Source organism: Blautia sp. AF17-9LB (genome assembly GCF_003479185.1).
GTDB classification, from domain to species: Bacteria; Bacillota; Clostridia; order Lachnospirales; family Lachnospiraceae; genus Fusicatenibacter; species Fusicatenibacter saccharivorans.
Genome location: NZ_QUGU01000001.1, coordinates 189,698 through 202,967, shown reverse-complemented (window position 1 = coordinate 202,967; position 13,270 = coordinate 189,698). Strand labels below are relative to the sequence as shown.

At 49.5% G+C, this 13,270-nt stretch carries 18 protein-coding genes and 2 pseudogenes; 2 read left to right on the top strand and 18 right to left on the bottom strand.

The window, feature by feature from the left end; translation table 11 throughout:
- Nucleotides 1–85 precede the first annotated feature (85 nt).
- From DWX00_RS00935 to DWX00_RS19520, 4 genes and pseudogenes are all read right to left on the bottom strand, one after another.
- Nucleotides 86–388: a DUF3847 domain-containing protein gene (locus DWX00_RS00935; protein WP_006859273.1), complete on the bottom strand. Its 303-nt coding sequence runs from the start codon at nt 386–388 to the stop codon at nt 86–88.
- Nucleotides 385–717, bottom strand: coding sequence for a hypothetical protein (locus tag DWX00_RS00930; protein ID WP_006859272.1), 333 nt, complete (start codon nt 715–717; stop codon nt 385–387). The genes DWX00_RS00935 and DWX00_RS00930 overlap by 4 nt, the downstream gene beginning before the upstream one ends.
- Nucleotides 718–902 (bottom strand): annotated as a pseudogene (locus tag DWX00_RS00925) (hypothetical protein).
- Between the two features lie 92 nt (nt 903–994).
- The gene (locus DWX00_RS19520; protein ID WP_154314213.1) at nt 995–1,186 is read right to left on the bottom strand and encodes a hypothetical protein; all 192 of its coding nucleotides are present in this window, start codon (nt 1,184–1,186) and stop codon (nt 995–997) included.
- 251 nt (nt 1,187–1,437) lie between these two features.
- Between DWX00_RS19520 and DWX00_RS00915 the strand changes: the two genes are divergently transcribed.
- Nucleotides 1,438–2,259: a helix-turn-helix domain-containing protein gene (locus DWX00_RS00915; RefSeq protein ID WP_006859270.1), complete on the top strand. Its 822-nt coding sequence runs from the start codon at nt 1,438–1,440 to the stop codon at nt 2,257–2,259.
- Between the two features lie 44 nt (nt 2,260–2,303).
- Here DWX00_RS00915 and DWX00_RS00910 read toward each other — a convergent pair whose 3' ends face one another.
- From DWX00_RS00910 to DWX00_RS00865, 10 genes are all read right to left on the bottom strand, one after another.
- Complete coding sequence (locus tag DWX00_RS00910) at nt 2,304–2,729, bottom strand: hypothetical protein (protein ID WP_022261510.1); 426 nt, start codon at nt 2,727–2,729, stop codon at nt 2,304–2,306.
- A 43-nt stretch (nt 2,730–2,772) separates the two neighbouring features.
- On the bottom strand, nt 2,773–3,300 hold the full coding sequence (locus DWX00_RS00905; protein WP_007884079.1) for a hypothetical protein: 528 nt from the start codon (nt 3,298–3,300) through the stop codon (nt 2,773–2,775).
- 220 nt (nt 3,301–3,520) lie between these two features.
- Complete coding sequence (locus tag DWX00_RS00900; protein ID WP_015514784.1) at nt 3,521–3,730, bottom strand: helix-turn-helix domain-containing protein; 210 nt, start codon at nt 3,728–3,730, stop codon at nt 3,521–3,523.
- 260 nt (nt 3,731–3,990) lie between these two features.
- Nucleotides 3,991–5,616, bottom strand: a complete 1,626-nt coding sequence (locus tag DWX00_RS00895) for a recombinase family protein (protein WP_002594230.1) — start codon at nt 5,614–5,616, stop codon at nt 3,991–3,993.
- A 127-nt stretch (nt 5,617–5,743) separates the two neighbouring features.
- Entirely contained in the window at nt 5,744–5,938 is a 195-nt protein-coding gene (locus tag DWX00_RS00890; protein ID WP_002594231.1) for a transposon-encoded TnpW family protein, read from the bottom strand.
- Complete coding sequence (locus DWX00_RS00885) at nt 5,935–6,789, bottom strand: ATP-binding protein (RefSeq protein WP_002594232.1); 855 nt, start codon at nt 6,787–6,789, stop codon at nt 5,935–5,937. Before DWX00_RS00885 ends, DWX00_RS00890 begins: the two co-directional genes overlap by 4 nt.
- Nucleotides 6,786–7,526, bottom strand: coding sequence for a replication initiator protein A (locus DWX00_RS00880; RefSeq protein WP_002594233.1), 741 nt, complete (start codon nt 7,524–7,526; stop codon nt 6,786–6,788). Before DWX00_RS00880 ends, DWX00_RS00885 begins: the two co-directional genes overlap by 4 nt.
- A 130-nt stretch (nt 7,527–7,656) precedes the next feature.
- Complete coding sequence (locus DWX00_RS00875) at nt 7,657–8,043, bottom strand: cysteine-rich VLP domain-containing protein (protein WP_002594234.1); 387 nt, start codon at nt 8,041–8,043, stop codon at nt 7,657–7,659.
- Entirely contained in the window at nt 8,033–9,658 is a 1,626-nt protein-coding gene (locus tag DWX00_RS00870; RefSeq protein WP_002594235.1) for a relaxase/mobilization nuclease domain-containing protein, read from the bottom strand. The genes DWX00_RS00875 and DWX00_RS00870 overlap by 11 nt, the downstream gene beginning before the upstream one ends.
- Nucleotides 9,630–10,025, bottom strand: a complete 396-nt coding sequence (locus tag DWX00_RS00865; protein ID WP_002594236.1) for a plasmid mobilization protein — start codon at nt 10,023–10,025, stop codon at nt 9,630–9,632. The genes DWX00_RS00870 and DWX00_RS00865 overlap by 29 nt, the downstream gene beginning before the upstream one ends.
- A gap of 349 nt (nt 10,026–10,374) precedes the next feature.
- On the opposite strand from DWX00_RS00865, the gene DWX00_RS20270 reads away from it, so the two are divergent.
- The gene (locus tag DWX00_RS20270) at nt 10,375–10,500 is read left to right on the top strand and encodes a hypothetical protein (protein WP_007037420.1); all 126 of its coding nucleotides are present in this window, start codon (nt 10,375–10,377) and stop codon (nt 10,498–10,500) included.
- 152 nt (nt 10,501–10,652) lie between these two features.
- Here DWX00_RS20270 and DWX00_RS00855 read toward each other — a convergent pair whose 3' ends face one another.
- The 4 genes and pseudogenes from DWX00_RS00855 to DWX00_RS00840 all read right to left on the bottom strand — a co-directional run.
- Nucleotides 10,653–11,141: a hypothetical protein gene (locus DWX00_RS00855; RefSeq protein ID WP_002569239.1), complete on the bottom strand. Its 489-nt coding sequence runs from the start codon at nt 11,139–11,141 to the stop codon at nt 10,653–10,655.
- A gap of 114 nt (nt 11,142–11,255) precedes the next feature.
- Nucleotides 11,256–11,561 (bottom strand): hypothetical protein, encoded by a 306-nt coding sequence (locus DWX00_RS00850; protein WP_002569240.1) that lies wholly within the window; start codon nt 11,559–11,561, stop codon nt 11,256–11,258.
- 163 nt (nt 11,562–11,724) lie between these two features.
- A complete protein-coding gene (locus DWX00_RS00845) occupies nt 11,725–11,865 on the bottom strand; it encodes a Maff2 family mobile element protein (protein WP_014080223.1) in 141 nt (46 codons plus the stop codon).
- A 95-nt stretch (nt 11,866–11,960) separates the two neighbouring features.
- Nucleotides 11,961–13,160 (bottom strand): annotated as a pseudogene (locus DWX00_RS00840) (VirD4-like conjugal transfer protein, CD1115 family); the annotation flags it as partial.
- Between the last annotated feature and the right edge of the window lie 110 nt (nt 13,161–13,270).

Sequence of the window (13,270 nt, the reverse complement as noted above, 5' to 3'; positions counted from 1 at the left end):
CAACGGTGCTGAAAATCATCCGCTTTCCGCAGGAAGCCCCCGGCAGGGCGCAACGCACCGGCTTGACCGGTGTATAGTTGCGCCCTTACTCCGTAAGGGATTCCCCGGCTACCCGCCCTTTCACGCTTTCTGCAACTATTTCCTTCATGCCACTTTGAGAAAATGCCTGTTTCAGAATGTCCATCACATCCTCGTCTGTCAGCACTTCCGGCCTTAAAAGGAAACTTTCCAGCATAGCTCCTCTGGTACAGAGCCGGTGCGTCCGTTCCTTCCGGGTAAGCTGCTTCACCTGGTGTTCCAGTATTTTTTCTTCATGCTGCGCCCGCCGCAGTCTGGCTTCGCCTTTGGCAATCTCCTGATTCAGCTTTTCCAGCTTCTCATTTATCATGGCAGCCCTCCTTTGGGAAGCAGCGTGTAAATGCGGTTTGGTTCTCCCACACCCCGGCGCACCCGCAGGATAAGCCCGATGTCCTCCAATTCTTTCAGGGAACGCTTCACAGTGACGGGGCTGCGGGAGAGGGCTGCCGCTAATTCCATGATAGGAAAACGGACAAACAAAATGCCGTTGCTATCCTCTATCCCTGCCGTAAGGGTGGTGTTCAGCAGACGGGCATACATGACTTTTGCTGTGCTGCTGATCGGCAGCCGAAGCATTGCGGCGGGTAGCGGCATACAAGGCGGCAGAACCGTGTCTGCGCTCATAAATTCAAATTCCATTTAACTGATTTTCTCCTTTCGCTTGGCTCGTTTTGACAGGTAATGGGGGCAGTCTATCACGACAGCCGGAAACTCTGCTTGCACTTATGCTGGCACTTCCGGCACAGGTCGTTGTAGGCCACACGCCCCCGGTCATTGAGGAAGAAGGAAAGCTCCAACTTCCGTTTCTTGCTCATTCTCGGCATAGTGCCTCCTATCATAGAAAATCCGCCCATTTCAGCCGTAACAACGGGAACAGGCGGATAAAGGTTTTTGGTGTCATGTTTCGGGGCGATTTTCAAGGAAAATACGGCCATAGAGCCGCTTTGAAATGCCCCATAGTATTACGGACGGGGCAGACTACACCCCGCCGATTTGTCGTGTTTGGGTAGCGTTTTGGTATCAGTTCTGCCGGGTTGTCCTGCTGTCGTTCCTGCCCCTGAATCTCACAGCGGCGTTTCGTTCCCGTTGGTACGCTCGCTGCGGTCAAGGTTCCTCCATTTCCTTGCCGCAGGTCGTTGCGCTACATCGCCGGGGAGCATATCCCATCAGGCCGGTCATTCGATTGGAAATAATCCATCGATGAACTGACTTAATCATAGCTCATTTTTGAACCCTTTCCCGTATGTCCATAAAATAGGAAAACCGCCCCAAAATCGAAAAATTCCACGATTTCGGAACGGTATATGGTATAATAAGGAATAACAGCGGCAGCCAGCCGCAGGAAGGAGCGATGTGTTTATGAAAACCCGCATTTCCGTACAGGAACGCCTGAAAGATTTACGGGTGGAACGGGGCTTGAATCTGGAAGAACTGGCACAGGAAACCGGCATTTCAAAATCAGCCCTCGGCAGTTATGAAAACGACAACGACGAATACAAGGAAATTAACCACGGCAGCCTGTTGAAGCTGGCAGACTTCTATCAGGTGTCGGTTGACTATCTGCTCGGCCTTACCAATAATCGGAGATATGAAAACACCCCGATAGAAGAATTACATTTGAGTGATGAAGTCGTGGAACTGCTGAAAAGTGAACGCTTCAATAACCGGCTGCTGTGTGAGATTATCTCCCATGAAAAATTTAAGGAATTGCTGGCAGACGCAGAAATCTATGTGGACGGGATAGCAACCATGCACTTCCATGACACAAACAGCTCACTGGCTGCTTTACGGGCTATGGTACTGGAAGAACACCCCGAAGCTGCGGCAGACCGGGCAATCAAAGTGTTGGAAGCCTGTCAGATAGAGGAAGAAGATTTTTTCTGCCATGTGACGCACAAAACATGGGACGTCATTCTCCATGATATACGCAAGGCGCACGAAAATGACAGCGAAAGTGCGCCGGATACCACGCCTGCCGATGAACTTATACGGGAAGTACAAAAGGCCATGCAATCTCCGGGGGACAGGGTTCAGCAATTCACGGAGATATTCTGCAAGGCGTTCCGGCTCAAATACAAGCGGCTCTCACAAGAGGAACGAAGCCTTTTGAAAAAGCTGTTCAAGAAATCCCCGCTGATAAAACAGTCTGGTATGAACTTCCGGCGCAGGCCGTGGAAATAAAAACAGCCGTTGTAGGATTTTGTTCCTACAGCGGCTGTTTTTATTTATGAATCTTCTCCAACAAAAGACAGGATATTTTCATCAGTTTGTAATGTAATTGTTGCGCTTTCTGAATCATCAGAATAAACTCTTGTTCCATATACGCCTGTAACAGGCTCCTCTAAATTTTCAAAAGTTAATCCGAGTTTCGAAGAAGAATTGTCAATCTTTTCAAGCGAATATGTACCTGTCCATTCTTGTTTATGAGTGTTATCTGTTAAGATAAAACTTTTTTCTTCAAAACTCAATGTCAAATCCAATACTGGTATGTCATCATGCACTGAACCTGAGAATAACATATTACCATCTAAATCAGTAATAAATTCTAAAGACCAGTTATATGATGATACCGACCGAGTTTGGGAAGAATCACACGAACATAAGCCTACACACATAAAAAAACATACGCATATTGCCAATAACCGTTTCATTTTACCTATTACCAACCTTAATTCACAACTGTTTTGCATTTAATTAGGGAAGTGTCACAGGGTAAGAAATAGCGAAAGCTCCACCGCCTGCCAAGGCATTATTAGCGGTAGCAACACCAGAAACAGAAACCGTTCCCTTATCTCCGCTATTACCTGTTCTTCCAGTATCCACATCAGTTTCGATTGTTTCTTCACCGTCGGCTAATTCTGCAAATGCCGTATTGGTGGATTTTTTGTTCATAAGCACATTAACTGTACCAGTCATACCAGTGAACTCCGGTTTTGGAGATTCATACCACGGTACATACAACTTCACATGAACTTGAATCCCATCATCCTCATCATAAGTTGCATAAGAGTTAATACGAACATTAGCGACTGCTCTTTTGGTGACACCATCGGAAATCATAACATCGGTTAAGTATCCGTCATATTCTCCAATGACTACCGGCTGTTGAGTATCCGTTATTTCCGTTGTTGTTTCCGCTGCAAAAGCAGGAACCGCACTCACAGAAAAAAGCATACAAAACGCTACCAACGAGGTAAACAATCTTTTACTAAATTTTTTCATAAACAATGCTCCTTTCTAAAATGACCAGAACCTACATTTTTTGTATTCAGTTATTGGCAATATGCTACTAACCTGCAAGCACACTCTCAAATCATAAAATGTTTCAAATGTACTTGTTTTATTTTATGATAGCACTTATTTACATTGGTACAATAGAAAATATACACAATTAAAATTTAATTTTTTGTGCAAATCGAATCAAATATAAAATTATATCGCTTTAGATATTGTCCTGTTCTAATTTAATCACATTCATAATACCACAATTCAAGGCTTCACAAATGCGAACCAGCGTTTCCATGCTGATATTCTTTCCCTTGCCCATGTTGGCAATCATATTTGTGGTAAGACCGGCGGCAAGCCGCAAATCCTCTTTCCTCATGCCACGCTCTTTCAGTGTGTTCCATAGTGGCTGATAACTAATGTGCATAGGCTTCCCGCCTTTCTTTCCATCGTCAAGTGTTTTATACCCATTATAGCAGAAATCTTGCGTTTCCACAATATTTCTTGACTACACCGCCGGTTCCGTCTGGATTGTGCTTTTCCTTTCTCCGCTTTTATTACATCTAATTAGCCATGAGCTGCTTCATGCCCTGGGACTTTGCTTATGTGTGATAAAGAAGTAATAGAAGTGTAAAAAATTTTGCCGTTCCTATCCGGCACATGAGGTATGTCGGATAGGTCGGGCGGTTAGGTGTCGGGCAGTTCTACCTTGCCGACAAAAGAATAATAGATTTCGATTTCCTGTCTGCGTAACTTGCCCCGGCGTTTCCCGTCAAGGGCAACGCTTTCATGGACAACGATTTTCTCCACAAACTCCCGCAGCAGAGTAGGGGTAAGTTCTTCAATGGTAGTGTGCCTGCGTACCACATTCATAAACTTTTCAGCGTTTGCGGTGGCTTCCTGCGCTTTGGAAAGTTCTTCCCGCAGTCTGGCGGCACGTTCTTTCAGTTCTTTCTGCTCGGCTTCATAGTCTGCCGACAGCTCTGTGAAACGCTCGTCCGATATGCGCCCGGTTACGCTGTCCTCATACAGCCGCTTGAAGATAGCAGATAACTCGGCTATGCGTTTCTCGGCGGCTTCCAGCTCCTTTTTCTTGGCGGCGTTCCTGCGTCTGTCCCCGTCCTCATTCTGCTCGATTAAAAGCTTCATAAACCGGGCTTCATGCTTTGCCGCATAGCTGGTAACTTTCCGCAGATTGGAGAGTACGCCAGCGGTCAAGAGGTCAGTGCGGATAAAGTGCGCTGTGCAGTCGGCGGTGCGTTTCTTGTAGCTTCCGCAGATATAACAGTCCTGCTTGCGCTTGTCCGTCTGGTATCGCTGCTGGTACATGACGCTGCCGCAGTCGGCACAAAAGAGTATGCCGGAGAACAAGCCCACTTCGTCATAACGGTTGGGGCGTTTGCGCTGCTTGCGTAACTCCTGCACCCGTTCCCACGTTTCCCGGTCAATGATAGGCTCATGGTGGTTCTCAAAAACCGCCTGCTTTTCCGGGGGATTTTCTATGCTGTGTTTCAGCTTGTAGGACGGCTTCTCGGTCTTAAAGTTTACCAGACAGCCCGTATATTCCCGGTTTTCCAGCAGATGAACCACGGTATTGGTCGCCCACTTGCACTCATAGCCGGGGTGGTAGCGGCGGGTGCTGCCCGTCCTGCGGTATTCCAGCGTCCCCGGCGTGGGGATTTGCTGCTCGGTCAGCATACGGGCTATCTTGGTCGGACCGTTCCCGGCAAGGCAAAGGCTGTAAATCTGCCGTACCACCGGGGCGGCTTCCTCGTCAATGATAAAGTTTTCGTCCTCGTCCATGAGGTAGCCATAGACGGGCTTGCTTGTGATGGGCTTTCCGCTCATGCCCTTAGAGCGTTTTACTGCCTTGATTTTCTTGCTCGTATCTCTCACCAGCCATTCGTTAAAAATGTTCCGCAGCGGGGCAAAATCATTTTCCCCCTGTGCGCTGTCCACTCCGTCATTGATAGCGATGAAGCGGACACCTTTCTGTGGGAAAATCATTTCTGTGTACATTCCCACCTGTAAGTAGTTTCGCCCTAACCTCGACATATCCTTGACGATAACTGTCCCGACTTTCCCTGCTTCAATGTCTGCAAGCATGGCTTGAAATCCGGGTCTTTGAAAGTTCGCACCGGAATAACCGTCGTCGGTGTACCAGCGCAGATTAGAAAATCCATTCTGTTTGGCATAGGTTTCCAAAATCCTCTTTTGGTTGGAAATGGAATTGCTCTCGCCTTGCAGCTCGTCCTCATGGGACAGTCTTGGGTAAAGGGCGGTAATGAGTTGCTGGGTGGTCTGTCTTAACATAAATTCCTCCGTTTCCGACAGCCAGCCCCACTATTCCGTACCTTGATTGTACCACATGGGGCGGCTGTCTGTATAGCGGCAAAAGCGTCAAATCTGCTTCTTTACGGTCGGTAAAAATGACGGTTTTTCAATCAGGCTTATCACAGGTCAAATATCCGGCGGCGGCTTCTGCTTCCAGCACTTTCATCATCTTGTCAGCGGCGGTGTCGGTCGCCCCCTCCTTGAAAAAGCCAGACACCACAAGGATTGTGTTGCCTATCCTCGTTTCGGTCACGCAGTCCGGGCGGCGGGCAGGGCGTTTGTTTCTCTGGGTGTCGGTCATAGGCAAATCTCCTTTCCGGCAAGCAGCCGTTTCAGCTGTTCCATTTTTCCCTGTGCGGCGGCTTTCCTCAAATTCTCCCCGGTAAAGCAGAGAGGGGAACACATTTCAAGCAGGCGGTCATAAATCCGGGCGTGGGCGGTGTCCTCCGGGTGCTGCAATTCCTCCAGCGTGAGGTTGGTCGTCACAATCAGCGGCTTCCTGCTCCGGTAGCGGCTGTCAATCACATTGTAGACCTGTTCCAGACCGTATTCTGTGCCACGCTCCATTCCAAAATCGTCAATGATGAGCAGGGGGAAGCTGCAAAGGCGGGAAATATATTCGTTCCTGCCCGCAAAGCTGGCGGCAAGGTCGTTTAATATTGCTGCAAAGTTTGTCATGCACACCGGGACTTCCTGCTCCATGAGGGCGTTTGCAATACACCCGGCAAAATAGCTTTTCCCAGTGCCTACCCTGCCCCACAAGAGCAGCCCGTAGTTCCCGTCCTTTATCTGTTCCCAGCGTGCCACATATCCGGCGGCGTTCTTCATCTGCGGGCAGCTGCCGTTATCGTTGGCAAATGTCCAGTCCTGCATGGTCTTGTCTGTAAAGCCCTGCCGTTTCAGCCGTTCCACCGTTTCAAGGTGGCTGCGCCGCTTCTCGGCGGCTTCCCGTTCCTTACGGGCTGCCCGCTGGCAGTCGCACTCTGACGGGTGGCGGTCACGCCCGAAAAAGGTCTTGCCCTCCGGGAAATAGGCTTCTTTGGGTTTCCGGCATTTGCCGCAGTATAAAAGCCCGTCCTCCCCGGTGTAATCCTCCGGCTCGGCTGTGGTGTCGGTCATAGGCAGTATGGTGTTGTGGATTGTATCGGTCATAGGCTTTCTCCCTCCTTGAATGAATAGTCCGGTATGCCTTTCTTTGGCTTCTCTTTGGCAGCGTCCTCCTGCGCCCACTTGTAAATGGTGGCTGCATGGCTCTGGTACTGCTTCCCGGTGGAAGCGATGTGGCAGGAAAGGCGGTCAAGGTAATACTCCCACTTGCCGGGGAAGTCCTGTTCCAGCTCCAAAAGTTCTGTGTCAGAAAGAAATACATTTTTATATCTGCCATAAGCGGCGGGGGGCTGCCCCTCACTCGCTCCTTTTGTTTGGCTCTCTATTAGGTTGTTTATATTAGTTTGGTTAGGGGACGGTTTTCCGACCGTCATAAGGTCAGTTTTCCGGCTGTCAGTTGGTCGGTTTCCCGCCCTTATGAGGGGCGGTTTTCCGTCCGTCAGTTGGTCGGAAAACTGTACCACTGGGATAGGCGGCACTTTCACATACAGACGGTTGGCGGCAGAAAAGCCCGTCCGTCTGCGTTCCAGCAGCCCGGCAGCGTCCAGTTCGTTCAGTGCGCCCTTTATGGTGGTGCAGCCTTTATCCAGCATTTCCGCTATCTCTGCTATGGGGTAGACAATGTATGTCCGTCCCTCGCTGTCCTGCCAGCCGTTCTTCTGCGAAAGGGTGGAACGGTCTAACAGCAGCGCATATAACTCTCTTGCGGTGTGGGATAGGTCTGTTTCCAGCAGGAAACGGGGGTAAGGCAGGTAAGCGGGCAGCTCCGTTCCTGCGGTCATATAATCAGCGATAGGGTTCACCTCCTTGTGGTGTCTGTCTGTGGGTTCTGTTACGCTTTTAGGGGGCGTTTTTAAGGGAAAAGGATAAATGTATCACGCACCCTTTGACACCCTCCAAAAAAGCCTTGATTTATGCGGGTTTGAAATGCCCTAAAGCGTGACATTTCTCCCTTTGTTTCCGCTTCCGTTTGGCGGCGTTTATCCGCTTCATGCGTCCGGCGCAGTCCGGGCAGTATTTCCCCCGGTTGGATTTTGGGAAGAAGAACGCCCCGCAGACAGCGCAGCGTTTCCGGCTTCCCCGGCGCAAGAGGGCGGCTTCCAGTGCTTCATCAAGGGGCAGGACAGCGGCGGTAAACCAGCGGCAGAGCAGCGAATAGCTGATACTCTGTACACACACGCAAGGCTCGCCGTCCTCCAACAGCAGGCAGTTCCCGCTGTCATAGTTGCAGCACTCATGCACAAGGCGGCGGGCTGCCCGGTACTGGCGGTAGTCCATGCGGGGGATATTACCGTTCATGGCTCTGCTCCTTTCTGCGCTGCGGCTCGCTCCGGCGTAAAATCTGGTCGATATTGCCCTTGACAGTCTGCAAGCGGCGGTACTCCTCCCGTTTTGCCCGGTAATCGTTGTAGCCGCTGTTTTTCTCTTTGATAAGGCTTTCAATCTCTGCTTGCAGGGATTTATAGCTCGGCAGCTTGGAAATGCCGTTCTCCCTGAAATAGCGGGCGGCTGCGTCTGCTATGATAAAGTCACTTTCATGCTTCTGACGGTAGGCTGCTTTTGCTTTGGCGTTTTTCTGCTGTTTCAGCCCGTCCCGGACAGGGCGGGTCTTGGAATAGGCAAGCACCTGCCGTTGCAGCTCCTTTTTCCCGTTCAGCGTCTTTTCCACCTGCTTCAACCACGCAAGGCTTTCCTGCATGGCGGCATAGGCGGCAGAACAGGCTTCGTCCAGTTCCTCCGGGGAGGAAAAGCCGTACTGCTGATAGGCGGTAACGGTAGCTGCCATTTGCTTTAGGTTGTGCTTTGCCGCCCAGCGGTCATAGCCCACGCCCTTGCCCTCGGCTCGCTTGGCTTCCCGGTCAACCATGCGCTGCAAGGTGTTGTCTGCCGGGGTGGTTTTTGCAGCTTTTTCCCCTTGTAACGGCTTTTTAACTGCGGCAGGGTATTCGGGTATGGCTTTGGTCTGTTCGGCAGCTCTGTGGGCGTTCTGCGTGAGCAGGGCAAGGACAGCAGCCTTGTCAAAATCGTCCCCCAGCTTTCGGGCTGTGATAGGCTTTGTCCTGTCCGGCGTGAGGTAGGAAAGCCGCCCCCGGCTCTCCTTGACGGTCACACCCTCCCGCAGCAAAAGGGAAGAAAACTCGTCAAAGCTGCCAGCTTGGGAAAGTGCCTGCCGTATCGTCCGGCGCAGCTTCGCCTTGTCCGTTTCAAACTTGGTGGGCTTGGTCGGCTGTCCGGCGGCTTCTCTGGCGGCGTTCTCTTTGTCAAGGGCAAGCTGCCCTTTCTTTGCCGCCCAGTATTCCCGTTCGGTTATCCGTTCCTTGCTGCCGTTCAAGAGGTCGATTTGGTAAAGCCCCTCCCGGTGGCACATTTCCATGACTTCGCTCTTGAAATATTCCATAGCGGCGTTGGTGCAGCGGTGCTTGCAGCCCTCCAGCGTGTCGGCTGGTCTGTCCATGTAGGGCAGAAGCGGGACTTCGTAAATCCGCAGGGAGTTGATGACGATATGCACATGGATATTCCCGCTGTGGTTATGCCCGTCCGGGTGGGTGCAGATTAGGGCTTGGTGTCCGGGGAAATGCTCCTTGCAGAACTGCTCGCCCAGCTCCTGCGCCCGGTCTACGGTCAAGCCGTTGTCTGTCCCGTCCCGTGGGTCAAAGCTGATGATATAGTGGTGGCTTTTCACATCTTCCCGTTTTTGGTTTTTCTCATAGCGGAGATTGGCTCGCATACAGGCAACAGCGAAATCCTCGCCCCCGCAGTTGAGGGAAGAAATGCGGTAATCCTCCCTCGGTATCAGCCGCCCGTTTTCATCAAGGGTGGCTTTCATGGTAAACTCGTCATGCTCAAATGTGAGATAGGCTTCCGCTGCGCCATAGTCGGCGTTTTTAGAGCTGATATGTTTGAATGTTGCCAACAGCGTCACCCACTTTCTGCAAGACTTCAAACTTTAGGGCAGCAAGGTCGGAAACCGCCGCCCGTACCTCCCCGGCAAGCTGCGGATAGGGACTGTGCCACTCGTTCAGCGTCCGGGCTATCTGGTTTAAGTTGCCGCCGATCCTCCCGTATTCGGCGGTCAGCTTCCCGACAGCGGCAAGCAGCTCGTCATTGATGGGGGAAACGGTTATGATGGGGCGTATGGCTGCCCCGGTTATGGCTTGCCGGATAAACTCGGCTTGGCTCATGTGGTAAGCAGAAAGCCGCTGGGCAAACTCGGCGTATTCTTCCTCGGTCATGCGTGTTTTGACTACCCGGCTGCGGTGCGGCGTGTTGTATCGTTTCATAGGTGGTTGACCTCCTTTCTGTGCGTGGTGTCCTCTCACTAATAGGAGAAAAACAGGGTGTGAAGCGGAACTGTTTTTGAAAAATCCGAAAAATATTTTGAGGGGTTTTTCAGCGGCGCAAGCCGCATAAGCAGGGTTTGGGGAAGGCACTCCCCAACAAGATTCCCGCAGGGGCAAAATGAGCGATAAGCGAATTTTGGCACCTCGGTAGAATCTTGCTCTAAGAAACTGCCGGCCTGCCGTTCACTTGCTACTGCCACTTTTTCAGAAAATCTATAACCAGCTTTTTTTATAAAAGGCTGCGGGCTGGCGTTTTTCCCTTACTCCCTACAAACCACAAAAGAGCAGAATGGACGGACTTTCCGGCAAGAACTTTTCCGGCGGCTCGGTCTTTCCCGACAATAAGGCGTTTCGGAAGCTGCGTTTTGCCCGCTGTCTGAAAAAAATGGCAGCCTTTTTTGGTTTCACTGTCTAATACGGAACTTTTGGAAATTTGCCAAAAATGGACGCAAAAAAAGCAGCAAATCTTTTTCGGATTTACTGCTTCATGTGCCGCTGCGGTGCGGCGGGATGGATATTCAGTTGAAATAAAAGAGGATGGTGGTACTTTAGTCTATCGACTCTTTACTAACTATTAGGTAATCTTGAAAGATTTTCCTTGAATTTATCTAAAGAATGTTCATTGTTTCCCGCAAAAATAAGTGGAATTGTATATTCATATGATATGCCATTTTCATAGTCCGATAATTGTATTTTTATAGTATCATCCCTCTCATCTTTAGGTGCTATATATATGAATGAATTTTTATTTATATCAGATATTTTCCCTTTTTCAGAAGAAACAGTATAACCCCAGTCTGTTAAATTTGTCTTTATTGTAACTTCTGTTTCTGTTTCTTTTCTAGTCTGCAATGCTGTTTTATCGATTTGGATATCAAAAGGAGTCGAACCTAACAATTCACTGTTTATATTTACAAGTTCTTCTCCATTTGTTTTAGAAATATTAGATTCATCTTCATAATTTTGTTGAGATTCATCTTTTGGTGTTTCTCTGTTACATCCTAATAAAAAGCATAAAATAATTAGTACTAATACAGAAAGTTGTTTTTTTTGCATTTATTTCTCCTTTCATATTATCAAAGAAAGCACTGAGAGTACTTTCAAGAAATTTTGAAATATTCTCAATGCTTTCTATTTTTTGATCATAAACTTGCCGGTAATGATACTATGTTAATTTATCTCTTTCGCGTAACCTTTGTTGCAATATACACATGCACCATTCACCCATTTGTGAGACATTTCAATCGTCTCAACTTCATAAATGCTTACTTCTCCACAAATTAAACATTGTTTGTAATTATATACATGACGTGTCGCACATTTATCCCAGTCATCATATATACCAGGCATTTCATCTTCATATCCATAGTACTGGGGAGAACCCCAACTATGAGTATGAGCGGCAAATACAGTCATTGGAGCAGCTACAATTCCAGCTACTACTGAAAGTGCTAAAATAGATTTTCTTAAATTCATAAGTTCCTCCCTTTCCTTAAAAATACATAGCTCTTTGTTACATTGTCATTTTAACATAATAATTGGTAAAATGCAATAATTTATTTTCTATTTACGAGAAAATACTGTGCATATTATCTTATTTAGGAATAGTTAAGGCGGCTACCTAAATCTTTTTATTACTTTACCGCACATGAGCATTGGAGCCCGGGTTATCCGAGCCGTAGCCCTCCAGCAGATTAACCACGCCCCACACGCCAAGGCCAGCACCGAGAGCAATAACGAGGGTCTGTAAAGTGTCGATTGCAGATGAGAAAAATGCCATATAAGCCTCCATTTCTCCGGGATTTTCCCGGTAACAAAAAAGCCGCCCATGCAGGCGGCAGGTTACAAACTTCGGGACACTTTGTCTCGAAGCATTTATGCAAAGGCGTCTGGATCGTCGATGTCATCATAGTTGAGGATGTCCTCGTCCTCTTCCGTGAGTGCATCGTCCGGCACAGTCACCTCATACATCGTACACGCCTCGTTCAGACCGGGCCGCCTGCGGCGGTTAATGAGCCTGTCGAGGTCAAAAGCGTTTTTCTGTTTATCGGCCTCCGCCGTATAGCGGTAGTTCGGATGCCGTTTCAGATCATACTTGGGAGAGAAGAACGGGGGCAGGCCCCGAAGCTGCAAAATACATTTATCTCCCGGCATGGTTGCAAGTTCGGCTGGGGTCATCAGTTCCCGGCCCAGCCGCTGGGTATTTTGACTGTAGCTTTCCGACTGACCACGGGAGCGGCTGTCGGTCTGCATACTGATTGTGGCTTTTCCCAGCCAGTTCTCGGATATTTCCTTGATGGTGCTGGCTTCGCGGCCACCAAGGAACACCACGCTGTCCATGTTGCCGAGGATTGTCTCGGCATGCTTATCGTAAATGGCCTTGCACTGTGCCAACTGCTGATACAGCAGGCAAAGACTCACCTCGCGGGAGCGGATAACCGCGACCAGCTTTTCGAGCTGGGGCACCTGTCCCGTGTTGGCTGCCTCGTCCCACAGCACCCGTACATGGTGCGGCAGGCGGCCACCGTGAACATTGTCCGCCCGTTCACACAGGAGGTTGAACATCTGCGAAAATGCAAGTGCCACTAAAAAGTTGTAGGTCTGCGTGGTATCGGAAATGATGAAGAATACCGCCGTTTTCCGATCTCCGATGCGGTCAAGCTCCAATTCGTCATAGGCCATGACTTCACGAAGCTGCGGGATGTCAAAGGGAGCCAGCCGCGCACCGCAGGAAATTAAAATGCTTTTTGCCGTCTTGCCGCTGGCCAATTTGTACTTTTTATACTGTTTGACCGCAAAGCAATCCGGCTTGCGCTTTTCAAGCCCGGCAAACATATAGTCCACCGCGTTCATAAAGTCCTCGTCATCCTCCTTGACCTCCATGCCGGAAATCATATCCACAAGGGTATTCATGTTCCGATCCTCGGCAGGCCCCTCGAAAATGATGTAGGCAATCAGGGCGCAGTATAAAAGCGTTTCCGATTTCGTCCAGAATGGATCGCCTTCCTTGCCTTCGCCCTTGGTGTTGGAAATCAGGGCATCCACGAATTTCAGAATATCGGCCTCGTTGCGGATGTCGGGTAAGAGACTGGCATTGCTGCCAGCCCCTCCCCTAAGAACCGTACGTGACAGTTTCCCGTCATACGGCTCAAGCCTATCGTAAGGCCTCGTGTAAAACGAAACCC